The sequence below is a fragment of the Vreelandella nigrificans genome (assembly GCF_002374315.1).
GTDB classification, from domain to species: Bacteria; Pseudomonadota; Gammaproteobacteria; order Pseudomonadales; family Halomonadaceae; genus Vreelandella; species Vreelandella nigrificans.
Map to the genome: position 1 here is coordinate 88,305 of NZ_NWUX01000012.1, position 21,226 is coordinate 109,530.

24 protein-coding genes are annotated in these 21,226 nt (G+C 57.8%); 22 read left to right on the forward strand and 2 right to left on the reverse strand.

The window, feature by feature from the left end; all coding sequences use genetic code 11:
• The first annotated feature begins 128 nt into the window (after nt 1–128).
• Entirely contained in the window at nt 129–1,106 is a 978-nt protein-coding gene (locus CPA45_RS13785; protein ID WP_096652381.1) for an OmpA family protein, read from the forward strand.
• A gap of 560 nt (nt 1,107–1,666) precedes the next feature.
• On the forward strand, nt 1,667–3,022 hold the full coding sequence (locus CPA45_RS13790; protein ID WP_096652383.1) for a tyrosine-type recombinase/integrase: 1,356 nt from the start codon (nt 1,667–1,669) through the stop codon (nt 3,020–3,022).
• 182 nt (nt 3,023–3,204) lie between these two features.
• Here the strand turns inward: CPA45_RS13790 and CPA45_RS22980 are convergent, their stop codons facing one another.
• Complete coding sequence (locus CPA45_RS22980; protein WP_208858512.1) at nt 3,205–3,351, reverse strand: hypothetical protein; 147 nt, start codon at nt 3,349–3,351, stop codon at nt 3,205–3,207.
• Between the two features lie 69 nt (nt 3,352–3,420).
• Here CPA45_RS22980 and CPA45_RS13795 point away from each other — a divergent pair, with 69 nt between their 5' ends.
• The 14 genes from CPA45_RS13795 (at nt 3,421) to CPA45_RS22860 (ending at nt 13,419) form a co-directional block, all read left to right on the forward strand.
• Complete coding sequence (locus CPA45_RS13795; RefSeq protein WP_096652384.1) at nt 3,421–3,864, forward strand: hypothetical protein; 444 nt, start codon at nt 3,421–3,423, stop codon at nt 3,862–3,864.
• On the forward strand, nt 3,854–4,141 hold the full coding sequence (locus CPA45_RS13800) for a type II toxin-antitoxin system RelE/ParE family toxin (RefSeq protein ID WP_096652386.1): 288 nt from the start codon (nt 3,854–3,856) through the stop codon (nt 4,139–4,141). Before CPA45_RS13795 ends, CPA45_RS13800 begins: the two co-directional genes overlap by 11 nt.
• Nucleotides 4,138–4,845 carry a hypothetical protein gene (locus tag CPA45_RS13805; protein ID WP_165771563.1) on the forward strand — a complete coding sequence of 236 codons (708 nt, stop codon included), beginning with the start codon at nt 4,138–4,140 and terminating at the stop codon, nt 4,843–4,845. Before CPA45_RS13800 ends, CPA45_RS13805 begins: the two co-directional genes overlap by 4 nt.
• A gap of 320 nt (nt 4,846–5,165) precedes the next feature.
• Nucleotides 5,166–5,465, forward strand: a complete 300-nt coding sequence (locus CPA45_RS13810) for a helix-turn-helix domain-containing protein (RefSeq protein ID WP_096652390.1) — start codon at nt 5,166–5,168, stop codon at nt 5,463–5,465.
• On the forward strand, nt 5,462–5,947 hold the full coding sequence (locus tag CPA45_RS13815) for a hypothetical protein (RefSeq protein WP_096652392.1): 486 nt from the start codon (nt 5,462–5,464) through the stop codon (nt 5,945–5,947). Before CPA45_RS13810 ends, CPA45_RS13815 begins: the two co-directional genes overlap by 4 nt.
• Complete coding sequence (locus tag CPA45_RS13820; RefSeq protein ID WP_096652394.1) at nt 5,944–6,615, forward strand: hypothetical protein; 672 nt, start codon at nt 5,944–5,946, stop codon at nt 6,613–6,615. The genes CPA45_RS13815 and CPA45_RS13820 overlap by 4 nt, the downstream gene beginning before the upstream one ends.
• Before the next feature lie 376 nt (nt 6,616–6,991).
• The gene (locus tag CPA45_RS13825) at nt 6,992–7,177 is read left to right on the forward strand and encodes a hypothetical protein (RefSeq protein WP_096652462.1); all 186 of its coding nucleotides are present in this window, start codon (nt 6,992–6,994) and stop codon (nt 7,175–7,177) included.
• Nucleotides 7,174–7,641 (forward strand): hypothetical protein, encoded by a 468-nt coding sequence (locus tag CPA45_RS13830; RefSeq protein ID WP_096652396.1) that lies wholly within the window; start codon nt 7,174–7,176, stop codon nt 7,639–7,641. Before CPA45_RS13825 ends, CPA45_RS13830 begins: the two co-directional genes overlap by 4 nt.
• Nucleotides 7,638–7,967, forward strand: coding sequence for a hypothetical protein (locus tag CPA45_RS13835; protein WP_096652398.1), 330 nt, complete (start codon nt 7,638–7,640; stop codon nt 7,965–7,967). Before CPA45_RS13830 ends, CPA45_RS13835 begins: the two co-directional genes overlap by 4 nt.
• On the forward strand, nt 7,964–8,263 hold the full coding sequence (locus CPA45_RS13840) for a hypothetical protein (RefSeq protein ID WP_096652400.1): 300 nt from the start codon (nt 7,964–7,966) through the stop codon (nt 8,261–8,263). Before CPA45_RS13835 ends, CPA45_RS13840 begins: the two co-directional genes overlap by 4 nt.
• Nucleotides 8,260–11,172 carry a DUF927 domain-containing protein gene (locus tag CPA45_RS13845; RefSeq protein WP_096652402.1) on the forward strand — a complete coding sequence of 971 codons (2,913 nt, stop codon included), beginning with the start codon at nt 8,260–8,262 and terminating at the stop codon, nt 11,170–11,172. The genes CPA45_RS13840 and CPA45_RS13845 overlap by 4 nt, the downstream gene beginning before the upstream one ends.
• A gap of 174 nt (nt 11,173–11,346) precedes the next feature.
• Entirely contained in the window at nt 11,347–11,934 is a 588-nt protein-coding gene (locus CPA45_RS13850; RefSeq protein WP_133066788.1) for an alpha/beta hydrolase, read from the forward strand.
• A complete protein-coding gene (locus CPA45_RS13855) occupies nt 11,931–13,142 on the forward strand; it encodes an XRE family transcriptional regulator (RefSeq protein WP_096652406.1) in 1,212 nt (403 codons plus the stop codon). Before CPA45_RS13850 ends, CPA45_RS13855 begins: the two co-directional genes overlap by 4 nt.
• A gap of 109 nt (nt 13,143–13,251) precedes the next feature.
• A complete protein-coding gene (locus CPA45_RS22860) occupies nt 13,252–13,419 on the forward strand; it encodes a hypothetical protein (protein ID WP_165771561.1) in 168 nt (55 codons plus the stop codon).
• A 1,119-nt stretch (nt 13,420–14,538) separates the two neighbouring features.
• On the opposite strand, the gene CPA45_RS13865 is transcribed toward CPA45_RS22860, so the two are convergent.
• On the reverse strand, nt 14,539–15,270 hold the full coding sequence (locus CPA45_RS13865; RefSeq protein ID WP_096652408.1) for a FadR/GntR family transcriptional regulator: 732 nt from the start codon (nt 15,268–15,270) through the stop codon (nt 14,539–14,541).
• Nucleotides 15,271–15,472: 202 nt separating this feature from the next.
• On the opposite strand from CPA45_RS13865, the gene CPA45_RS13870 reads away from it, so the two are divergent.
• The 6 genes from CPA45_RS13870 (at nt 15,473) to CPA45_RS13895 (ending at nt 21,219) form a co-directional block, all read left to right on the forward strand.
• On the forward strand, nt 15,473–16,477 hold the full coding sequence (locus tag CPA45_RS13870) for an asparaginase (RefSeq protein ID WP_096652410.1): 1,005 nt from the start codon (nt 15,473–15,475) through the stop codon (nt 16,475–16,477).
• A gap of 132 nt (nt 16,478–16,609) precedes the next feature.
• Nucleotides 16,610–17,611: a TRAP transporter substrate-binding protein gene (locus CPA45_RS13875; RefSeq protein WP_096652412.1), complete on the forward strand. Its 1,002-nt coding sequence runs from the start codon at nt 16,610–16,612 to the stop codon at nt 17,609–17,611.
• A 44-nt stretch (nt 17,612–17,655) separates the two neighbouring features.
• Nucleotides 17,656–18,177: a TRAP transporter small permease gene (locus CPA45_RS13880; RefSeq protein ID WP_096652414.1), complete on the forward strand. Its 522-nt coding sequence runs from the start codon at nt 17,656–17,658 to the stop codon at nt 18,175–18,177.
• 15 nt (nt 18,178–18,192) lie between these two features.
• Nucleotides 18,193–19,467: a TRAP transporter large permease gene (locus tag CPA45_RS13885; protein WP_096652416.1), complete on the forward strand. Its 1,275-nt coding sequence runs from the start codon at nt 18,193–18,195 to the stop codon at nt 19,465–19,467.
• An 11-nt stretch (nt 19,468–19,478) separates the two neighbouring features.
• A complete protein-coding gene (locus tag CPA45_RS13890; RefSeq protein WP_096652417.1) occupies nt 19,479–20,765 on the forward strand; it encodes a M20 family metallo-hydrolase in 1,287 nt (428 codons plus the stop codon).
• On the forward strand, nt 20,749–21,219 hold the full coding sequence (locus tag CPA45_RS13895; RefSeq protein ID WP_096652419.1) for a RidA family protein: 471 nt from the start codon (nt 20,749–20,751) through the stop codon (nt 21,217–21,219). The genes CPA45_RS13890 and CPA45_RS13895 overlap by 17 nt, the downstream gene beginning before the upstream one ends.
• The last annotated feature ends 7 nt before the right edge of the window (nt 21,220–21,226 follow it).

Here is a 21,226-nt window from a genome sequence, read left to right on the forward strand (position 1 = left end):
TGCGAAGAAGCCCCCCAGGGTCGTGCGCGGGTATGGCATGCAAACATATAAGGTACCCAAGCTCTCATCTGGTTCATTCAACAAGCAGTGTTTATACTTTCATTCCCAAATTTAAATGAATATCTCTCATGAAAAAAATAGCCGCACTACTGCTCTTAATGACACTGCCTTATCTCGCTTTGGCCAATGAGGATGTGGAGGGATCTGGCGATCACCCTTTGATCGAGCGCGTAGCAGGGTCCTATATCGGCTGGTTTTCAAGAAGCGATTTTGATCGTGTGATGATTCCTACCGGCCCTTTTGTTTATCGCCAAGGTTATGAGAGTTCTGAAACGTTAGAAGGTGAGCATCTGCGTATTGTCTACCTGTTTGATGAACCGACCACGACGCTCAGGATCATGCGTAGCTATCAGCAAGCGCTGGAAAGGGCTGGCTTTGAGGTACTGTTCAGTGGGCGCAGTGCAGATAATGAGCTGGATAACCGCAGCGGTATCAACTTTATGGGGCGGTACAGCGCTGTTGAAAGGATGGGGTTTAAACCTCAGATGAGACTGCCCAGCCAAAGGAGCGTATCCGATGTTGCCTATCTTGCGGTGCGTTCAGCGGATGGGAATGTACTGGCCTCAGTAGTGATTTTTATGCCCGATCGTCGCGATACACCGGTCGTGTTACTTGATGTCGTGACCGCCACCGAGATGGACAGCGAGATGGCGCATGAGCCACTGACGGCAGAGAGGCTGGCGACAGATCTGGGCAGCCAGGGACGCGTAGCCCTGCAGCAGATACACTTTGCCTTTGACAGTGCAGAGATACTGCCCGAGTCCAGCGAAGCACTAACAGAGGTTGCACAATTACTGCAAACGAATACAGGGCTAAGCCTATTGGTTGTTGGCCATACCGATAGTGACGGCAGTTTTGAATACAACCTGCGTTTGTCTGCCGACCGAGCCCAGGCAGTCAAAGCCTATCTTGAACAACAACACGATATACCAGCCGATCGATTAAGGGCGTCAGGCGCAGGCATGATGGCACCTCTGGCTAGCAATCAAAGCGAAGAGGGCCGCAGCCTCAATCGCCGAGTCGAACTGGTAGAGTTGCCAAACTAAATTTGGCCAATATTTAAGAAAGCGTATCTAGGCAACAATACTTCATCCTGGCACGGGGGGCTCTGTGATAGCCCTCCAACAAGATCACTGCCAACTACGTAACCGAAGGGTAACTGTGACAGTCCTGTTTGCATCTGCACCAGAGGCATTGAAATATATGCGCTTAGGTTGATGACCGCAAAAAAACGCCAAATCTACCACCCACGTGTACCTACTTTCGAACCATTCGTACGATTGGTACTTTGTAGACACATACGAAAAAGCCGCCCTTTCGGACGGCTTCATCTAATTCTCTAACGCTGTGCTTTTAACCACTTTTAGTGGTGCCGACACCAGGAGTCGAACCCGGGACCTACTGATTACAAGTCAGAGTGTCCATACTTTGCTCACGTTTGCTAGAGTTTGCTATGATGCGCTAAGGAACTATAAACACGGGCTTTTCTTGTTATGCGGCTACGTTGGCTTTCTCTGACATTCCACCCAATTTGCTGCATTTCCTAGACCCGGCATATACCCAAGCGGAAACACTGACCGCAACGCCCTTCCTTGGAGGCCACACCATGCCCCGTCTCAACTTCACCAAAAAGGCGCTTGATAGCCTCCCAGTTCCTGCCGATGGCAAACGGGCCAACTATACGGACACGAAAGTGTCTGGCCTGGAACTTCGCGTGACCTCGAAGGGCACCAAAACGTTTAGCTGCCAACGTTGGGTAAAGGCTAGCGCCAGACCCGAGCGCATCACTTTAGGCCGCTACCCCAACATGACAATCGAGCAGGCCAGAAAGCAGGCGTTACACATTAGCGGCGCGATCGCTGATGGTGAGAACCCCGCTGAAGTTCGGCGCCAGCTAAAAGGGGAGCCAACACTGAACGAACTGTTTAGCGACTACTTACGCCGCCACTCACAATTGGTGAAACGCTCTTGGCGTGAAGATGAGCGCGTGTTTCATAAATACGTGAGCCCTACCTTTGGTGGCCGGAAACTATCCGCACTCAACCGCCGTGACTTTGTGGCGCTTCATGCCACCATTAGCCGCACGGCTCCTATTCAAGCCAACCGGGTGCTTGCACTGTGCTCAAGCCTTTTCGGGTGGGCTGAAGATGTTGGCCTATGGGATAGCAGCAACCCTGCCGCTGGGATCAAGAAAAACCGTGAGAAGAAACGTGACCGCTTCTTGCAGCCTTCGGAGCTACCCCGCTTCTTTCAGGCATTGGCAGCAGAGCCATCGGACACGGTGCGTGATTTCTTCTTGGCTTGCCTACTGACGGGTGCCCGGCGCTCCAATGTCCTTGCCATGCGATGGGAAGAGCTTGAGCTAACGGAAGGCGTATGGCGCATACCGGACACCAAGAACGGGGAGCCGCAACTGGTCACACTGCCCACGCAGTTAGTCACGGTTCTGAATGAACGCAGGGCACACACCACGGGTGCATGGGTATTCCCCGGCACAGGTAAAACAGGCCACTTCACTGAACCCCGCAAAGGGTGGGAACGGATATTGACCAGAGCGCAAGCGCTGGGGATCGTCAAGGCTCTAGCGGAGGTGGATAGCTGGAGTGAACAGCGTATTCAAGACATGACAGAAAAAGCGCTCTTCCAGCCTACCGATGTTATCCAAGGGTGTGCCGTTGCCCTTGGTAAGCACGATATGACACCCGAGCAATTCTCCCTGTCTGACCTTCGCATTCACGATCTACGCCGCACACTTGGAAGTTGGCAAGCAAAGCATGGTGCCTCACTCGCCATCATCGGAAAGTCACTTAACCATAAGAGCGTTCAAGCCACGGCCATTTATGCCCGGTTAGATATCGACCCGGTACGCGATAGCGTGACCCGGGCAGTTGATAATTTGTTGGCCGCTGGGGGTGTCACGGCACCTGGTGATGTGGTGCCCTTCAAGAAAAAGTCATCGTAATTTATAGGCGTTTTCCGGGTTCCTTGTTTTTTGCAGTGTCCGTTGTGTCTTTGTGTCCCGAATCATCATAACCAACTGAAATTAATAATAAAAACACGCAAGACACAAAATAAAAAACACGCTGACACAAAGTGTTCAGACACAACTTGTGTCCCGCTCTCAGCCGATCAACAAGCCCTTCCTTAGCCCGACACACAGCACCGCTCATGCGGGTGCAGGCTCACCATTAGGCCCATACCCAAGGCACTGCCAGCGCCAGCACGCACCCCAAGGAAGGACACCGTTGCCCAGCAAGCGGCATTGCCTTGCCCCGCTGTTTCTGGCGGCATAGCGTGGGCCGGGGGAATCCCCTACACTTACTACTTGTATATCGGTTAGCTATTAAGTGAGGTAGCAACATGGGTACCACAATCGACATAGACCATAGGACACTAACCCGCCTAGCGGATGAGCAAGCGATGCAGGACACCCGTGTGATTGGCCAAGTAGGTGGGTGGTTAATCGAAGTAGACCTGAACGGCACACGTGGCCGCTTGGTATCAAAGCGTGGGGTTCCCCGACTCTTTGGTAGGTTTGAGACCCTAGCGAGCTATTTGAAACGGGTAGGCATTGAACGCTTTAGCGTTGACGCTGAACACTATGAGCCCACCCCTACCCGCAAGCGCCCGGATGCCGCTACCCGGTTAATCAAGACACATGAAGCGGCTGAGCATGACGCTTGGTTCAGGGGCCAAGTAGAGGAGGCGTTAGCGGAAGCCAACCACCCTGACGCCCAATGGACAGACAACGCAGAAGCCTTTCAGCATGTGCGCCAGCGCATAAGGGAAAAGCATGCGCGTTAGATGGCTGGCGCTAGCCTTGCGCGACCTGGAAGGCATCACGGATTACATCGCACAAGATAGCCCCGGCGCTGCCCTGCGCATGGCTGACCGTATAGAGCTATGTGTGCAGGGGTTAGAGCGCCACCCTGAACAAGGGCGGGCCGGGCGTGTGAGCAGCACCCGTGAACTTGTCGTAACCAGCACCCCTTACCTGGTTGTCTATCGGCTTAACACCCAGAGCGTGGACATACTGCGTGTGCTGCACGGTGCCCAGCAGTGGCCGCCCGGTGGCTCATGATGGCTAATCAAGACTCCCCAACCACAACACAGCACAAGCCTACGCCAGCGGCCATGACGGAAGTGGAGAGCCTGCGAGAAATGCTGGTTGAGCGTAATGATGCTTTCAGGCTTCACGCTGACTTGCCTTTCTCAGAGCAAATGGAACTCTTGGGGCAACAGCCTGGCAGCACGTTACTTGAGATGCTCTCTATGCGGCTAGAGTCTTTTCAGGCCACTAAGCAAACGCCCCGGATCACCGACGTTGAAGAACACCTACATGACGCCATGACCCTTGCCGCCCGGTCCATGTTCAGTGCGCTCAATGATGCAGAGACATGGCGGCTTTGTTATCGACTCGCCTACTTAGTGGGTTACGGCATACCCGTTGTTGATCGATCAACCGCAGCGGCAGCAAAGGCACGGCGTGAAGAGCGTATCAGAGTGGCCCGGTCTGGCGGCAATAATCGTTGGAAAGAGTATGGCCCTATCAGGGATCGCTTTGCTTCTCTGGTACCAAGCGGTTGCTATGACGCTAATGGGAAACGTCTCCAGAAAGCCAAGGCGGCTGAAATTATCTGGTATTCATTAGCTACAGTATTTCCAGAGTCAAGCATGCCAAAAGAAGGTGCCGTTTTTGATTGGCTCACTGACTGGCATAAAGCCGAAGGTTTCCCCGCTTGGCCCAAACTACCCAAGCACTGGAACCAGTGGCCGCAGTCATAGCCAACAGCCAAAGCGCCAGCTTCCCCCGCTAAACAAGCCTTCTTCAAATTCAGCCAACGCAATTTTGCGCCCGCTGAAAGCATTCCCTGCTATTCAAGCCCTCTACCCTAGAAAGCCACTTGCCACCTGTCTAACGGTCGACGATAGGCGTTTGTGATATTCCACCAGCGCCAGCCCTGCCCGCCTTTCTGGTGGCAACCTGTCCGGCTATTCCAAAAAAAGGGTTAGCTTAGCAAACCCCTCCAAGTGTTCAGCCTAAGCAGTAATCCTGTGTGTGCAAACGCGCTGCAACGTGCAACAGCCAAACAGGACAAACTGCCATGAACCATACAAACCAACATTCACGCCCTTCAACGCCTGCCGCTAGCGACCTACTCCCCGCCGCTAGTGCCCGGCTTCCCGAGTCACACAACCCCAACCTACTGTTAACGACCAATGAGGCTGCCCCTTACCTTGGCGTGTCACCTCGCACGCTGGAAACCTGGCGTAGCACGGGCCGTCACGGTGTGCGTTACATCAAGGTGGGTAGTCGTGTTCGTTACCGCCTACGTGACCTGGATGAATGGCTAGCCTCTCGCATGCAGGAACACACCGGACAAAGCGGGGAGGTGGATGCATGAAAGGCTTTATCGACCCCTACGCCCTAGCGTGCCAGCATCCCATAGTTCACACGCTGTACTGCCCACACCGCACCATTAGAACGATTAGTTGGCACGCTGAGCTAACGCTCGCCCAATTCTGCAACGCTGAAGGGCTGGCGCTACCACTGACGGTTGACCTGGCAGCGCTGCCAGACTTTCACAACATGCTAGGGCAGGCCAACCACCTGGCCTTTGGTGAGCTACACGGCCATGGCCGCTTTGCCTTTCCGCGACGCCTGATTGATGACCTGGACAAACGCGGCCAACTGGAAGGGTTCGTGACCTACTACCTAGGCCCCGACCCTAGCGCCCTGCGCTATCAGCTTGCTACCCGCCGCGAACTGCAAACCCAAGAGGATTGGGAAGCGTCGCGCCAGCAAGCCGCCGCCCTGCGCCACTGGCTAGCAGGCGAGCCGCCCACGGGCACAGCCCCTATTGCCATCCATGAGGCCACCGTATGAAACGTACTCTTGGCTATCAGCCGCCTTTCTCCACGGGATCACTATCAGTCCTACTGGCGGGGAAGCTTCACGATCCTTATGGCTTAGGCTGCCAAGTGGTTAGTGCTGAGCAGCAAGGCCGCTACCGCCCATGCCGTCATACCGCCATTCATGCGGTTAGCCTTTACCCGGCGCTTGGGCTGGCGCAATTTAGCAACCCAGACGGCCTAGTGCTTCCCGTGGTGATACCTGACCACCAGCGCCACAGCTTTGAACGGGAAATGTCACGGGCCTATGCCCGCCGCCTTGGCTACTTACGCGGGCGTGGTCGCTTCATGCTGCGTTTGAAAGATATGGGAATGGGCCGCTTTGGGCTTTTCTGCCCTCACCTTGGCCGCATGGTTGAAGGGGATTGGGGCGCTTTTGTGACCTACTACCTCACCCCAGACCTACCGGAAATACGCTTCTTACAAGATGGGCAATGCCCCCATACACCGCCCGCTTATGAGGGGGAGTGGGAAGCCCTGTGCGCGGAACGCGATGAAGTACGGGTGTGGCTAGGTGGCGAAACCCCACAAGCGCCTAGCGCCGTGGTGCCACTGCCCCAACCAATGCCCAGCGAGGAGGCACCGCCTTGGGAAAAGGCCTACCACCCCGAGGGGAATAACGCATTGGGCCAGCGTGCCTGAGGTGGAAGGGCACCCAATAAAAACCCCAGTGCTGGAACACTGGGGAGAGGAAGCTTTCATGTACTTCACACAGCATAAAACGCCCCACACCATGAGGCAAGCGCCAGCGCTTGCGCCCACGCTTGGGGAAAGGTATTGTAAAGCGGTCACTGCAAAATCAGTGGCCGGGCGTAGGAACCCGTTTACCTCTAGGCGCACTAGCGCCCCCATTTCAGCAGGCGCTTTTTTTGTGCCCGCTGCATGTTATGGCGGCTGTGCGTGGGCAAGCTTCGGCTTGGCCGGTTTCCTAGAGTGCCGGTTTCCTACCCCGCGTACAGTCGCCACCCAATCCCGTAGGAAGGATCGTGGCGACTCCTCAACTCTAGGAGTCACAACCATGGCATCATTCCGCCTGTTCCCTACCCGTAGTGCGCCCGCTCGCGCCGCTGCCCATCGCGCAATGGCGAAAGCCGCCCTGTTTTCTAACTCAAGTGCTGCCGTTCGGCTGAAGCGCTACAACCACCACATGGATAAGGCCCGCCGCCTGGAAGCTGCCCCATGCAGCAAGGCAGGTGCGGCATGAACGCTAAGGCGATTACTCAAGAGCTATGGCTAACCTCACGGGCGGCTATCGACGACACCCGGCACGCCATCACCAAGCAAGTGGCCACCATCAAGCAACAGTTTGAAACCGACTACGGCACCCTAGTACTCACCCAGCAAGAACGCGCCACGGTGCAAGCCTGCTTAATCCGTTTGCTAGAGCGCCGCCTGGTTGCCCTGGAAGCGCACGGCGGGCCTGCCTTGGGCTTAATGGATCACGACGACAGCTTAACCCTTTGCCGTGAGCACCTGGAGCATGCAGAGGCGCTGTTCTACTCCATTACCAAGCTGCTGGACTCCCCGGCACCCTGCCACCAGGCGAAGCACCTTTCCCGCCTAGGCAGCCAGCTTAGCGCCAGCGCCCTGACCGATATCAATGGGCAACTAGCGGCTCTGGAAGCCCAAGCGTGTGGGCAGCAAAGCAGCGGGAGGGCTAACGGATGATGACCACTTTCCATACTCCAGCCCCAAGCGAGCTAACACATGCACACCGGGAGGCAATGGCCCGCATTCAAAGCTTAGCGATCACCATTAGCCAGCAGGGTACCCACGCGGTTAGCACTGAATACGCGGGCCATATCCATGAGTTCAGCGCCCACACGCTGCGCTTTAGCGAAATTGCCAAGGGCAACTTTAAAGCAGATATCACGCTGCGCGTTCTCTTACCTGGCTGCCTTGCCTTTGCGGGCGACAACGCCCTTGCAGAACTGAACGCCATGGCCCTTGAGCTAGAAGCGCTGTTAGTAACGGTTAAAGGAGGTGTCGCATGAACCGCCCCATCCATGGTTTTGATATGCGTTGCCACGACCTACGCGACAGCGCTACGGCTATTGCAACCCTTATGCACTTGATCGAAGAGGATCAATTGCGCCGGGACACTGACGACGAAACGCCTTTCCTGACGCCCGGTTTAACCAGCGGGCTAAGCCATGCGGCCATGCAGCTCACTGAGCGCATTCATAGCCTGACCGATGCGTTAGAACTTGAATACGGTGAAGGGATCAGGGCAGCCAGCGAGGCCAAGCTAACAGCCCCTTTACAGGCGGTTAAAAGGAACAAGCCATGAGCAAACCCAACGGATCAGTAACCCATGCTCGCTTTCAGGACACTAACCGCTTGGCGTTAACCTGTATTGAAAGCGTGCTGGCGCATTGGCTCCCTGGCGGCAAGGTTCAAAAGCGTGAATACGTGGTGAAGAACCCCGCCCGTGACGATCAAAACGCGGGCTCGTTTTCGGTCAACTTGGACACGGGCCAATGGTATGACTTCGCTTCAGGAGACAAGGGCGGCGATCTGGTCGCCCTGGTGGCCTACCTTGAACGCTGCCCCGCACAGGCCGACGCCTTGCACCTGCTGGAAGGCTTTCTAGGCACTGCCCCTATAGAGCCATCCCGCCCGCACAAAAAGCCCAAGGCGGCACCGCCTGACCCATGGCAACCCGTGACACCCATACCCGCCGATGCCCTCAGCGGTATACCCAAGCGGCACTTAAAGCATGGCGATCCTTGGAAGCGTTGGGAATATCGCAACGCTCAAGGCGAACTACTCATGGTGATTGATCGCTTTAACTTGCCACTGCAACCAGGTGAAGAGAAACCGCGTAAGGTATTCGCGCCCCTGACCCTTTGGCGGCATACCGGAACAGGGGACACCAAGTGGCAACGTAAGGGATTACCCGCCCCTAGGCCACTGCTGAACGTGGATCAACTTGCTAAGCAGCCCAGCGCCCCGGTGGTGGTCTGTGAAGGCGAGAAAAGCGCCGATGCGGCTGGCGTATTGCTGCCGGACTATATCGCCACCTGCTGGCCCAACGGCACCAACTCCGTGAGTAAAGCCGACTTCACCCCACTCAAGGGGCGTGACGTACTGCTATGGCCTGACAACGATGAAGGTGGCGTTGTCTGCATGCAGCGGTTGGCCGGGGAGCTACAAACGCTTGGGGCCAAGACTGTGCGCCTGGTGGCTTTGGATTGCTTCAGCCAAGCCCCTGTGTGGCATGACAATACCCCCGGCTTTGCTGAGGGTGGTGAGTGGCAGGAAAAGGACGATGCAGCCGACCTGTTAGCCCGTGATTGGACCCCCGCACACCTGAGCGCTCTGGCTACTGAAGGGACGCTGTTTAAGGAACCTCCAGCCCCACCCGCTTCACCTGCGCCAGCAACCAAGCCTGCCCCGGCAAAGCGAGACGCCCGCAAAAAGGCACAGCAAACACCCGGCTTCACCGTTAAGGACACAGGCCTGTATGCCGTTCCTGAAGATGGTGAGCCCCGGCGCGTCTGTGAACGGCTGGATATCATCGCGCAAACCCGCGACGAACGCGGCCAAAACTGGGGGCTACTGGTTGAGTTCTGCGACCCTGACGGCATCACCAAGCGTTGGAACATTCCCGCTGAGGCATTGATAAGCGAAGGCGCGAAAGATGCTATCTCCCCACTGCTTTCGATGGGGTTAAAGCTGGATGCCAAGCGACCAGCCCGCAACACGAAAAATGACCTTATCAGCTACCTACAAGGGTATGCAGGCAGCGCCCGCGCTCGCTTGGTGGATCGCATGGGCTGGCACGGCGATGCTTACTTACTGCCCATGGGGGCTATCGGTGAAACCGTGGAAGCTCTTGAGTTCACCAACCACGGTGCTGAGCTTCCCAGCATTGAAGAGGCGGGCACGTTAGAAGAGTGGCAAACCCATATTGGTGCGCTCTGCCCTGGCAACGACAGGCTAGCGCTAAGCGTGTGCGTCGCTTTTGCCGGGCCGTTGCTTCACCTGCTGGGGCTAGAGTCGGGTGGCTTCCACCTGTACGGGGAGAGTTCAGGAGGTAAAACCACACACCTTCAAGCGGCTGTTTCCGTATACGGCTCGCCTAAGCTGGTGCGTAGCTGGCGCTCTACTGACAACGCCCTAGAGTCGATCGCTTCCGCCCACTCTGACGGCCTGCTTGCCCTGGATGAAATAGGCATGTGTAGCCCGCGCATCATCGGTGAAACGGTCTACATGCTGGGCAACGGTGCCGGGAAGGCCCGGGCGAATGATCGCGGCAACGGGAAGCCTGTGCGCCGCTGGCGCTTGTTATTTCTCTCTACGGGGGAAAAGACGCTAGAACAGCACATGGATGAAGCCAACCAGATGCACCGGGCGGGTATGGATATTCGCATGCTTGGCGTGCCTGCCGATGCTGGCGCTGGCATGGGCCTGTTTCAAGAGCTTCATGGCTTCGACAACGCGGCGGATCTGTCTGATTCCCTCAAGGCCAGCGTTAATAAGTATTACGGCACCCCGCTAGTGAAGTTTCTGGAAGCACTCACCACCCCTGATAACATGCGTACCATCATCAAAGCGTTTCCCAAAACGCTTCAAGCCTTTGAGAAAGAGACACTCCCGAAGGATGCCAGCGGGCAAGCGCACCGCGCCGCTGCTCGCTTTGCCCTGGTGGCCTTGGCGGGTGAATACGCCACCGAGTGGGGTGCAACGGGCTGGCCTGCCTATACCGCATGGAACGCCGCTAAGGCGTGTTTCTCTGCTTGGCTGACTGAGCGCGGCGGGGCTGGCAGTCAGGAAGAAGCCAAGGTGCTTGATGCTCTTTGCCACCTGATTGAAACGCACGGGGAGGCGCGATTCTCTCGGCTGAACGTGGATTACCAGCACGATACCCATGCACCGCGCACCGTCAATAAGCTGGGCTATCGACGCACAGAAACGCTAGGCAGCGGCGCTGAGTGCCGTACCATCACGACCTATTACATTGGTTCAGCCTCGTGGACAAAAGAGGTGTGGAGCCGTGCGGGGCTACCCTCAGCACGCCAAGCCAACAAGGTGTTAAAGGCCCATGACGTGCTTCAGCTTGACCATGAAGGCAAAACGTCTATCAAGGTACCCGGCATCAAAGGCGGCTCACCACGCTACTACGTGTTCACTGATGAAGCGCTCTACAGGGCACAGAACGCCGCGAACGATGATGCGGCCACCAAGGCAGCCTAAAATCAAGCCATAATCGCCTTAGGAAGATGCTTATACGCTTCAAAAATTGACACACGAAACTTTTAGGGCCTAAAATCCTGTTTAACGAAACCGCCACAAGAGTTGCCCAACATGTCCCCTCGCCCAAACCCTATTGCTGATTTGCTTGTAAAACATCTTGCACGCGACCTTGTCATGGGTATTGAAGATGCTCTTTATACTGGGGCAAGGCGTGGATATGCGGCTGGTGGGGCTACCCATCCGGGGCATCGAGCGCACTCAACTGGGCAAATGCGCCACTTCCATTGCAATGAAGCCTTCTGGGATGCACTAGAAGCAGGGGGAGCGACCCCAACACCATTAAACGGGAATCAGATTGTTGTGGGGCAAGCAGGTATTTTTACTATTGGCAGGTTTCATAGTGATTGCGGCCTCCAGGGTGGCAGACGCAGCAAGGCCCGATCTCAGCTAGCAGAAGCAAACGAAGTGATCGAGAAGATCATTGCGCCTGACCTTTTTCAGGAAGCGCGCGAAGCAACTAGCGCAAGCGTTTTCTTTATGACCAGTTCGAACCGTCATTACAACGGTGATGAGGATCAATCCCCTTTATCGTCTATTGAGATTGGTGTACCTCGCAAAGACATGAATGGATGGGTTTTTCACGAATCAATCCGAATGTTTTTGCGCCGCTATGAAACAGAGGTTGTTACTCAAGAAGACAACGCAACGGCGCGTCTCAAGGTGGGCGTTGTCAAGCGTCAAGATCAGGAAGGCACACAATGAGCCGTGGAATTTCCACATTCGCACCCGAGCGGCTAATTCAGGTATTAGCCGCTCGTAGGCTTTCACAAGTTCAACTGGCGAACATGGTAGGCGTTTCGCCTGCTACTGTTAGCAAATGGAAAGCTGGCCAACAAGCTCCTACAAATGAAGTGCTTGATCGTCTAGCTAATGTTGTAAACCTAGAGGCCGAGTGGTTCACACGTCCTCTCTCACAGGCATGTACTAAACCACTATTTCGTAGTAACGCTACAGCCCATGTTGCTGCGCGTAACATGCTGGAAACTCGTTTAGCATGGGCAATAGAAATCACTGAAAAATTAGAAGAGTACGTTGATTACCCACTAGTAAATTTACCAGTACGTAAATTCTTAAATCCTGAAGAAATTACGGCAGAAGATATTGAGCAAGCGGCTTCGGAATGTCGCGACCTTTGGCGTCTAGGCCGTGCGCCAGTGCCAGACTTAGCGTTGGCTGTTGAAAGTGCTGGCATTATATTGGTGAGAGAAGAGACAGGCATTCCTCAGATTGAAGGTTTATCAGCTTGGAGTGGCTCTCATGACAGGCCTTTTATTTTGCTGTCTGCTGACAAGGATAACGGTTTTAGAAGCCGCTTCGATTTAGCTCACGAACTAGGGCATCTAATCCTGCACAAGCATATTCCAAGGGCAACTGAGCGGGATCAGTATAAGCTGATGGAAGCCCAAGCCCATCAGTTCGCAGGCGCTTTCCTGTTACCTCTTGAGACTTTTGTCAATGAAATAAGGACACCAGTTCTTTTAGACAGTCTGCTATTAGACAAACAGCGCTGGGGAGTATCTGTCGCAGCCATCATTATGCGTTTGGTGGCTTTGGGTATGATTGATGAAGAAGAAAAGATAGCTCTCTTTAAAAGACGCTCAGCTCGCTGGGGAGCTAAATCAGAACCATACGATGATTCCAGAGCGCCTGAAAAACCGCGACTTCTAAAACGAACCATCGAAATGCTAGTTAATGAAGGAGTGATGACGCTCGACTCTATCCCTCGCTATATAGGCTTATCAGCAGGAGATATCGAGATGCTAACCAGCCTTCCTGAGGGATACTTTAAAGGTGGTGCCACTGTCCTCACTCTGCCTACCCTACGGGATCGCATGAGCAGCCGCCCGGAATCAGCCACTGAAAGACCTGGCAAAGTGGTAGAGTTTCATCGTAATAAGCAAACCACATAAATACCTACAGCCCGCCCCTCTAAACACCTTCTACACTTTCCTGACTGCTTAGCCTCAACGCGAGGCTAAGCACCACTTCAATAAGTTAATACCACCTTGGCTGGTGCTGGTGCTGGTGCTGGTGCTGGTGCTGGCGCTGGCGCTGGCGCTGGCGCTGGCGCTGGCGCTGGCGCTGGCAGTAGCGTACCCCAAGCAGGCACCTAATCAACCATTGGCTATGAGCTTCAGCCGCGCCAACAGCCACGCTAGGGCCGCTCTCATTGTGCCTTGCCAATAGTGCTGTTCAGGGCTAAGAACGCTGTTTCGCTATTTTGTGTCGTGTCGCACCCCGACCGTGATGGATTACCGCCTAACCAGCACCTTCCAAAACCAAGACACAACTTGTGTCTAAGCACTTTGTGTCAGCCTGTTTTTAATTTTGTGTCCTACAAATTTTTACTATTAGTTTCATTGACTTAAAGTGACTCAGGACACAAAGACACAACGGACACAACCAAAACACAGCGACCCGGGTCAGGCATGCCCACGCCCTGCAAAAGCATCATCCAAGTAGCGCCGTGATGCGCCCCAATGCCATGCACTACCACCAGAGGTTTTGCCCCTTTGAAGCTCTCCAAGGGTTTTAGGTATATAGGGGGTGCTGGCGGTCTCGTGCCCAGCCGGGGGGCAGGTCAAAAGTTCAGAGCCCTATGGCTCTAGACCGATACGCCCCCCTTGCTTGTTTAAGCGGGGAAAATGGCAGGGGGGTATATCAAAGGGTTGAGTGCCATAAAGCTGCACTTGAATGCACATAGAAAATGGATTGACGTTATCACTAAGGGAGCTTAGCCAGAACACGCCAGCGCTTCTTTTCTGGAGGCAAACGCGGGGTAGGCATTCAGGCCTCAGGGATAGAAAAACACGCCAGTTCTATACCCGGCATATACCCAACGAAAAAAGCCACCCGATGGGGTGGCCTTTTAATGTCTCTAACGCTTTGCTTTTGAACCACTTTTAGTGGTGCCGACACCAGGAGTCGAACCCGGGACCTACTGATTACAAGTCACACCACCAAAAAAAGTAGAAAAATCAGTGCATTACGCCTAGCGCAAGGCCTCGTGAAATGCGTATAGGGACAGCCTGGGAGATCAGGAATTATCACCAGCATCACACGGCATCATCGAGTAGCTATTGAAGAGGATGAGGCTGCAAGTGTCAACCTGCATCAGGGAGGGCTAATTCAGACAATCGTCTAAAGCAGGCCGATAGGCGCAGAAGGGATCTCGAGTGAAGCAAAAAGCGGTGCCGGGCTGACCACATTGTTTCAGCAACGGTGATCCAACTGACGGAGACCTGCTTGCTACTTGTTCGATCATGCCTAACCCACATGAGCTTATGACGCTTTCAGATCAATCGTTCATTCTAGGTAAGTCAAATTAGTCTCCCAGCTCTCGCTGCTGACTTCGATGGCCGCCCTTACCGCCGACTCGTCACCCGCCTGTAAGGCGGCATAGATGGCCCGGTGGTCCTTCAGGGCGACCTCGGGCAACGTCTGCATCGAGGTCTCCAGGGCCGCCTCGATCAGCTGGATCAGAGTCTCACCCACCCGAATGGTCATCGGGTTGTGGGTCGCCTGAAGGATCGCCCGGTGGAAGGCGACATCGTGACGAGCCGTCTGCTCCCCGTTGGCAATTGCAGTGGCCATGGCCTCGATGCTCTGCTGGATGCGAGCATGGTCCTCCGGCCAGGCATTGTGCATGGCCTGCAGGGTATAGGCGGGCTCGAACATCTTGCGGAACTCGAGCACATCTCGGGTCATGCCCCGGGCCAGGATCATGCCGAATGCCATTGGGTCCACCAGAGGGGCTCCTGGCTCGCGGCAAATCATGGTGCCCTGCCCCCGCTTAACGTCCACGATGCCGATGGCCTGCAGCATCTTGATGGCCTCTCGGACGCTCGACTTGCCGATCCCCAGGGTCTGGGTCAGCTCCGTCTCCGACGGCAGGTAATCGCCCGGCTGGAGTTCACCGCGAATCAGTGCCCCCTTGATGCGTTCCAGCAGCTGCAGGGCAACGGAGCTGCGATCAATGGAGCTGCCGAAGCTCTCCATGGACGTGAGCGGCAGTGTGGGCTGGCGTTTCAGACTCATGCTGGCGTCTCGTGTTGGCGTGGCGTGCCGCATCGAAGCGAATTGTGATTTGTCGATGCCGAATAGTTGGACGTCCTGTCATTTCCCGCTTGCAGACGACTCGAAATCGAGTCTAGCATGAGGTCAGACAACAGACATCTGACGTCTGAACCCTGAAGTGGCATCGAGGGCCAAGGCCCCCATGCCCGACACGGTGACAATAATGACAATAATCAGGACAAGCCCCCGAGTGGTGGTCCTCACCACCGGCGGCACTATCGCCAGTAGCCCGGATGATTCCGGCCGGAATCGGTCAGGTGCTCTGAAGGGTGACGTACTGATGAGCCGGGTTTCGCTCCCGGAGGGTACGGCCATCTACGTCGAGGTCCGCTCCCTGCTGCAGAAACCCAGCAATGCCATTACCCGCGATGACTTGATGCACCTGCGCCAGGAGTGCCTGGCTCTGGCCGAGTCTTCAGACGTAACGGGCATCGTCATCACCCATGGCACCGACACCCTCGAGGAGACCGCCTACTTCCTCGATATTACCCTACCGGCCTCCCCCACCATCGTGCTGACCGGCTCGCAGCGTGCCCCCCACGAACCCGGGACGGATGCCTTTCGCAACATCGCCGATGCCGTGGTGGTCGCCGCCAGCGATGCGGCCCGCGGCCTCGGCACCCTGGTGGTATTCAACCAGTCGATCTTCTCTGCTCGGCATGTCCGCAAGGTGAGCAGCTTTCAGGTGAACGGCTTTGCCGCGCCCGAGACCGGCCCCCTCGGCTATGTCGATGGGGCACGGGTGAGTGTCGCGCTACGCCCTGCTCGCCCTGAAGGGCTGGACCTCCCCATCGATGCCACGCTGCCGAGGGTCGACATCCTGCCCGCCTATCTGGACGCCTCACCCGCCCTGCTGGAGGCTGCAGTTGCCGGGGGGGCCGCCGGCTTGGTGATAGACGGCCTGGGACGCGGCCATGTCCCCCCGGACTGGCTGAATGCTATCCCGCACATAACCGAACAAGGCACTCCGGTGGCAATCGTCAGCAGCTGCCCCACCGGACCGGTCCATGCCAGCTACGAATTCGTCGGCAGCCTGGCGAGCCTGGAGGCAGCCGGCGTCATCGCCATGCCGGACCTGAGCGCTCGTAAAGCCCGGCTTGCCCTGTCGGTCCTCCTCGCCTCTGCGAAGGGTGAGATCGTACCGGCACTACGAACCCTGACGGCCTGAGCATGGCCGGCAACATGCTCCGCCTGGCCGCGTCAGGCTGAAAGGGCCCGTACCGAGTGCGGGTGACTCCGGGTCACGCCGGTGTCGAGTTTCACAAGAAGATGCACACCAACAACCAACAAGGTGCTGACAATGAAGAGCAAACTGACCAAGGTGTCCCTGGTGGCGGCAATTGCCGCAGCGTCCTTCGGCATGAGCCAGGCACAGGCCGCCGAGTACACCTTCAGCTTCGCCCACGTCCTGATCGAGGATACCCCCAACGGGCAGGCAGCACTTCGCTTCAAGGAGGAGGTCGAGGAGAAGTCCGAGGGGCGCATCCAGATCAACGTACTACCCGCCGCCCAGGTCGGCGGCGACGTGGAGATCATCGAGCAGATCCAGATGGGGCTGGTCGATATCGGCATCCCGCCCAGCGCCACGCTCGGCAACTTCGAGCCACGCCTGCAGATCCTCGACCTGCCGTTCCTGCTCGCCGACTACGACACCATGGTGTCGACCCTGGATGGCGACGTGGGGCGGGAGATCCTGGACACACTCAGTGAGCACAACATGTATGGCGTGAACTTCTGGGGCGCCGGCTTCCGCCACATGACCAACAACATCAGACCCATCCATGGCCCCGAGGACCTCGATGCCATCCGTATGCGTACCATGCAGGCACCGATCATCATCTCCACGTATCAGAACTTCGGTGCCAATGCCACCGCCATGGCCTTCACCGAAGTCTACAACGGCCTACAACAGGGCGTCGTTGCCGGGCAGGAAAACCCGCTGGCCAATATCTACACCATGCGCTTCCACGAAGTGCAGGACTATCTTTCGCTGACCAACCACGCCTACCACGCCTATGCGGCGGTGATTAACCAGGACTCCTGGGACTCACTTCCGGAAGACCTTCAGGCCGTAATGGTTGAAGCCTTCGACAATGGGCGCACCACCTCGCGCGAGCTGACCCTACAGGACGAGGAAAAGATTCTCGAGGCCATTCAGGATGAGATTGCCATCAACGAGATCACTCCCGAGGCGCGCGAAGCCTTCATCGAAGCCAGCATGCCGGTCCATGAGGAGTACGAGAGTGTGGTCACCACCGAGCTCCTGCACAAGGTCTATGACGCGGTGGGTATCGAGTACTGATCCTGCCATCCCCTTCGATGTCACTCTAACCCGGTGCACTCACCATGTTCGAAGCACTCAACAAGGTGATTGATTTCCTGGAGAGTGTGGCGATGGTCGCGTTCATGTCGATCGCGACCATCATTACCACCATCCAGGTCGTCTATCGCTACGGCTTCAACGGCTCGCTGTTCTGGGCCGAGGAAGTCGTCATCTACTCCATCATCTGCATGAGCTTCGTGGGAGCCAGCATGGGGGTCCGGCACGGCGTGCATATCTCCGTCGACGTGCTCAACGCCTTCGTGTCGCCTGCCATCAACCGCTGGCTGCATATCATCGCCGCGGTGCTGGGTATCGCCTTCGCCGGCTTCCTGGTCTATTACGGCTTCCACCTCTACTTCAACACGCTGGGACGCGGACAGTTGACGGCCGCCCTGCGCCTGCCCATGGCCTGGTTCTACCTGCCCATTGGCGTATCGGGCATCCTGCTGATCCTGCGCTACCTGTGGGTCATCCATGAGGCATGGACCAAGCCGCCGGTCACTCTCGCCGAAGAGCTCGCCGCCGAGAAAGACAAGCTCGTCTAACGACTGGAGATCCTCATGATCACGGCACTTCTTCCCATCTTCTTCGCGGTGCTGCTGCTGGGGCTGCCGATCTTCGCGGCGCTGGCGTTCTCCGTCTTCCTGGCCATCGAGTTCTTCGGCACCACCAGCCCCGTCATCGTCCCCATGCGCATGTTCACCGGGATGAACAACTTCTCGCTGATGGCCATCCCGTTCTTCATCCTGGCGGCCGAACTGATGCGTATCGGCGGACTCTCGGACCGGCTCATCAACCTGGCCAAGGCGCTGGTCGGCTGGGTGCCTGGGGGCTTGGCGGCAGCCACCGTGCTCTCCTGCCTGTTCTTCGGAGCGATCTCGGGCTCGAGCCCCGCCACCGTGGTGGCTATCGGCTCAATCATGTTCCCTGCCCTGGTGGCAGCGGGCTACGACAAGCGCTTCGCCATCGGTCTGATCGCCACCGCGGGCACCCTGGGGCCCATCGTGCCACCAAGCATCGCGCTGATCATCTATGGGTCAGTGACCGGCACGTCGGTCGGCCGGCTGTTCGCGGCGGGCCTGCTGCCGGCCATCCTGATCGGCTCACTGCTGATCGCCTACTGCATCGTCTACTCCTCGATCAGGGGCTACGAGCGCTCGCCGTTTCCGACCCTGCGCCAGATCGGATCTGCGTTCAAGTCGGCCGCCTGGGGCCTGGGCCTGCCGTTCATCCTGCTCGGCGGGATCTACAGCGGTGTCTTCACCCCCACCGAGTCCGCGGCGGTGGCCTGCGTCTACGGGCTGTTTGTCGGCATGGTGGTCTACCGCCGCATCGACTTCCGGGACCTGATCAGCACCCTGCGCAGCTCTGGCCTGATCTCGGCCACCCTGCTGCTGATCACCGCCGGCGCCTCGGCCTTCTCGTGGCTGTTGGCGATCACCGGCACCCCGACCCAGCTGGCGAGCCAGGTACTCTCCCTCACCGATGATCCCTTCCAGGTGATGGCCCTGTTCAACCTGGTGATGATCATTGCCGGCTTCTTCCTCGACAGTGCCTCGGCGATCATCGTGCTCTCGCCGCTGCTGCAGCCGATCGCCGCCCAGGTCGGCGTAGATCCGGTCCACTTCGGTGTCATCACACTGGTCAACTTCTCCGTGGGCATGATCACACCACCGGTCGGGCTGAACCTGTTCGTGGCCATGGCCATCTCGAAGATGTCGCTGCAGGAGGTCTTCAAGGCCTGCCTGCCGCTGATCCTGATCATGTTGATCGCCCTGATGGTCATCACCTACGTGCCCTGGATCAGTACCTGGCTGCCATCGCTGCTCTACTGAGGAGGCCGAGCATGCACACGACGAGTTCATCCCTGGCCGGCGCGGTCGACGGCGAGCGCTTCTGGGCCGATCTCGAGGCCCAGGCCCGGATCGGCGCCCTCTCCCCTCGCGGCATTCGTCGCCTGGCCCTGGACGACCAGGACAATCGCGCCCGGCTGTGGTTGATGGCGCAGGGTGAGGCACTCGGCTGCAGCGCCCACTACGATGCCATGGGCAACGTCTTCCTCCGCCGTGAGGGGCAGGAGCCGACGCTGGCCCCGCTGCTGATCGGCAGCCACCTCGACAGCCAGCCCAGCGCCGGGGCCTACGACGGCACCCTGGGCGTGGTAGCCGGCCTGGCGGTCCTGCGCACCCTCTCCGAGCAGGGCATTGCCCACCGGCGCCCGGTGGAGGTGGTCTCCTGGACCAACGAGGAGGGAGCACGCTTCGCCCCCGGGGCCTCCGGCTCCTCTTGGTTTGCTGGCCAGCGCGGCGCCGAGACGGTCCTCTCCGCACAGGACGACGAGGGGATCACCTTCCAGGCGGCACTGGCCGACTGCCTGGCGCTGCTGGAGGCCCACGGCGCCCGCTTCCGCTCCGCGCCCGTCGTGCCCCACGCCTTCCTTGAGCTGCATATCGAGCAGGGGCCCGTGCTGGAAGAGCAAGGAGCACCGGTGTGTGTCGTCACCGGCATCCAGGGCGTCCACTGGTACGAGGTCGAGGTCGACGGCCAGGCCAACCACGCGGGCACCACCCCCGAGGCGTCGCGTCGCGATGCCTTCATGGGCGCCCACGCCCTGGTCGGTGCCCTGAAGGCAGCCGTGGCGACCCACGATGACCAGGTGCGCTTCACCATCGGCAAGTTCGCGCTGTCGCCCAACTCGGTGAACACCATCCCCCAGCGAGCCCGCTTCACTATCGACCTTCGCCACCCCGATCCGACGGTGCTGGAGGCGCTGGATACGACCTTCAGACAGGTGGCTCAGCGAGAGTGGTCCGGCTGCACGGCCCGCCTGGAAGCGACCTCGCGGGTGGCCCCGGTAGCCTTCGATGACGCCCTGGTCGCCATACTCGACGAGGCCGTGAAGGCGCACTGGCCACAGGCTCCACGACTGGTGTCCGGGGCTTTCCACGACGCCATCCACCTCGCCCACCTCTGCCCCACGGCGATGCTCTTCACCCCCTGCCGCGCGGGCATCAGCCACCATCCCGATGAACACATCGAGCGCGCCGACGCCGAAGTTGCCGTCCGCACCCTGATGCACGCCGTCCAGCAGCTGATCATGACAAGGAGTGATAGAGATGACCCAGACCATTGACGCGGCCGTAGCCGCCCAGGGCCTCACCCTGCCCGCCATCCCTCGCCCCCGCGGCGCCTTCCTGCCTTGGTCGCGACTGGGCAACCAGCTGTTCCTGGCCGGCCAGATCTGCGAGCGGGACGGCGAGGTCCTCTACCCAGGCAAGGTCGGAGCCGAGTTCGACCTCGAGACCGGCAAGCTGGCCGCCCAGGCCTGTGCTCTCAACCTGCTGGCCTCGCTCAGCGATGCAGTGGAGGGCGACATGAGCCGAGTTGTACGCTGCGTGCGCATGAACGGGTTCGTCAACGTGGCGCCCGGGTTCCACGACGTGCCGCTGGTGATCAACGGCGCCTCGGAGCTGTTCATCGCGCTGTTCGGCGAGCATGGACGCCATGCCCGCACCGCCATCGGCGTCGCCACCCTGCCCGGCAACGCCGCCGTCGAAGTCGAATCGATTTTCGAGATTCGCGACTGAACCCAAG

What these genes read in the sequence shown, in the direction of transcription:
- CPA45_RS13785 (WP_096652381.1), top strand. Translation starts at nt 129, where the DNA reads ATGAAAAAAATAGCCGCACTACTGCTCTTAATGACACTGCCTTATCTC.
- CPA45_RS13790 (WP_096652383.1), top strand. Translation starts at nt 1,667, where the DNA reads ATGCCCCGTCTCAACTTCACCAAAAAGGCGCTTGATAGCCTCCCAGTT.
- CPA45_RS22980 (WP_208858512.1), bottom strand. Translation starts at nt 3,351, where the DNA reads ATGCCGCCAGAAACAGCGGGGCAAGGCAATGCCGCTTGCTGGGCAACG.
- CPA45_RS13795 (WP_096652384.1), top strand. Translation starts at nt 3,421, where the DNA reads ATGGGTACCACAATCGACATAGACCATAGGACACTAACCCGCCTAGCG.
- CPA45_RS13800 (WP_096652386.1), top strand. Translation starts at nt 3,854, where the DNA reads ATGCGCGTTAGATGGCTGGCGCTAGCCTTGCGCGACCTGGAAGGCATC.
- CPA45_RS13805 (WP_165771563.1), top strand. Translation starts at nt 4,138, where the DNA reads ATGATGGCTAATCAAGACTCCCCAACCACAACACAGCACAAGCCTACG.
- CPA45_RS13810 (WP_096652390.1), top strand. Translation starts at nt 5,166, where the DNA reads ATGAACCATACAAACCAACATTCACGCCCTTCAACGCCTGCCGCTAGC.
- CPA45_RS13815 (WP_096652392.1), top strand. Translation starts at nt 5,462, where the DNA reads ATGAAAGGCTTTATCGACCCCTACGCCCTAGCGTGCCAGCATCCCATA.
- CPA45_RS13820 (WP_096652394.1), top strand. Translation starts at nt 5,944, where the DNA reads ATGAAACGTACTCTTGGCTATCAGCCGCCTTTCTCCACGGGATCACTA.
- CPA45_RS13825 (WP_096652462.1), top strand. Translation starts at nt 6,992, where the DNA reads ATGGCATCATTCCGCCTGTTCCCTACCCGTAGTGCGCCCGCTCGCGCC.
- CPA45_RS13830 (WP_096652396.1), top strand. Translation starts at nt 7,174, where the DNA reads ATGAACGCTAAGGCGATTACTCAAGAGCTATGGCTAACCTCACGGGCG.
- CPA45_RS13835 (WP_096652398.1), top strand. Translation starts at nt 7,638, where the DNA reads ATGATGACCACTTTCCATACTCCAGCCCCAAGCGAGCTAACACATGCA.
- CPA45_RS13840 (WP_096652400.1), top strand. Translation starts at nt 7,964, where the DNA reads ATGAACCGCCCCATCCATGGTTTTGATATGCGTTGCCACGACCTACGC.
- CPA45_RS13845 (WP_096652402.1), top strand. Translation starts at nt 8,260, where the DNA reads ATGAGCAAACCCAACGGATCAGTAACCCATGCTCGCTTTCAGGACACT.
- CPA45_RS13850 (WP_133066788.1), top strand. Translation starts at nt 11,347, where the DNA reads ATGGGTATTGAAGATGCTCTTTATACTGGGGCAAGGCGTGGATATGCG.
- CPA45_RS13855 (WP_096652406.1), top strand. Translation starts at nt 11,931, where the DNA reads ATGAGCCGTGGAATTTCCACATTCGCACCCGAGCGGCTAATTCAGGTA.
- CPA45_RS13865 (WP_096652408.1), bottom strand. Translation starts at nt 15,270, where the DNA reads ATGAGTCTGAAACGCCAGCCCACACTGCCGCTCACGTCCATGGAGAGC.
- CPA45_RS13870 (WP_096652410.1), top strand. Translation starts at nt 15,473, where the DNA reads ATGACAATAATCAGGACAAGCCCCCGAGTGGTGGTCCTCACCACCGGC.
- CPA45_RS13875 (WP_096652412.1), top strand. Translation starts at nt 16,610, where the DNA reads ATGAAGAGCAAACTGACCAAGGTGTCCCTGGTGGCGGCAATTGCCGCA.
- CPA45_RS13880 (WP_096652414.1), top strand. Translation starts at nt 17,656, where the DNA reads ATGTTCGAAGCACTCAACAAGGTGATTGATTTCCTGGAGAGTGTGGCG.
- CPA45_RS13885 (WP_096652416.1), top strand. Translation starts at nt 18,193, where the DNA reads ATGATCACGGCACTTCTTCCCATCTTCTTCGCGGTGCTGCTGCTGGGG.
- CPA45_RS13890 (WP_096652417.1), top strand. Translation starts at nt 19,479, where the DNA reads ATGCACACGACGAGTTCATCCCTGGCCGGCGCGGTCGACGGCGAGCGC.
- CPA45_RS13895 (WP_096652419.1), top strand. Translation starts at nt 20,749, where the DNA reads ATGACCCAGACCATTGACGCGGCCGTAGCCGCCCAGGGCCTCACCCTG.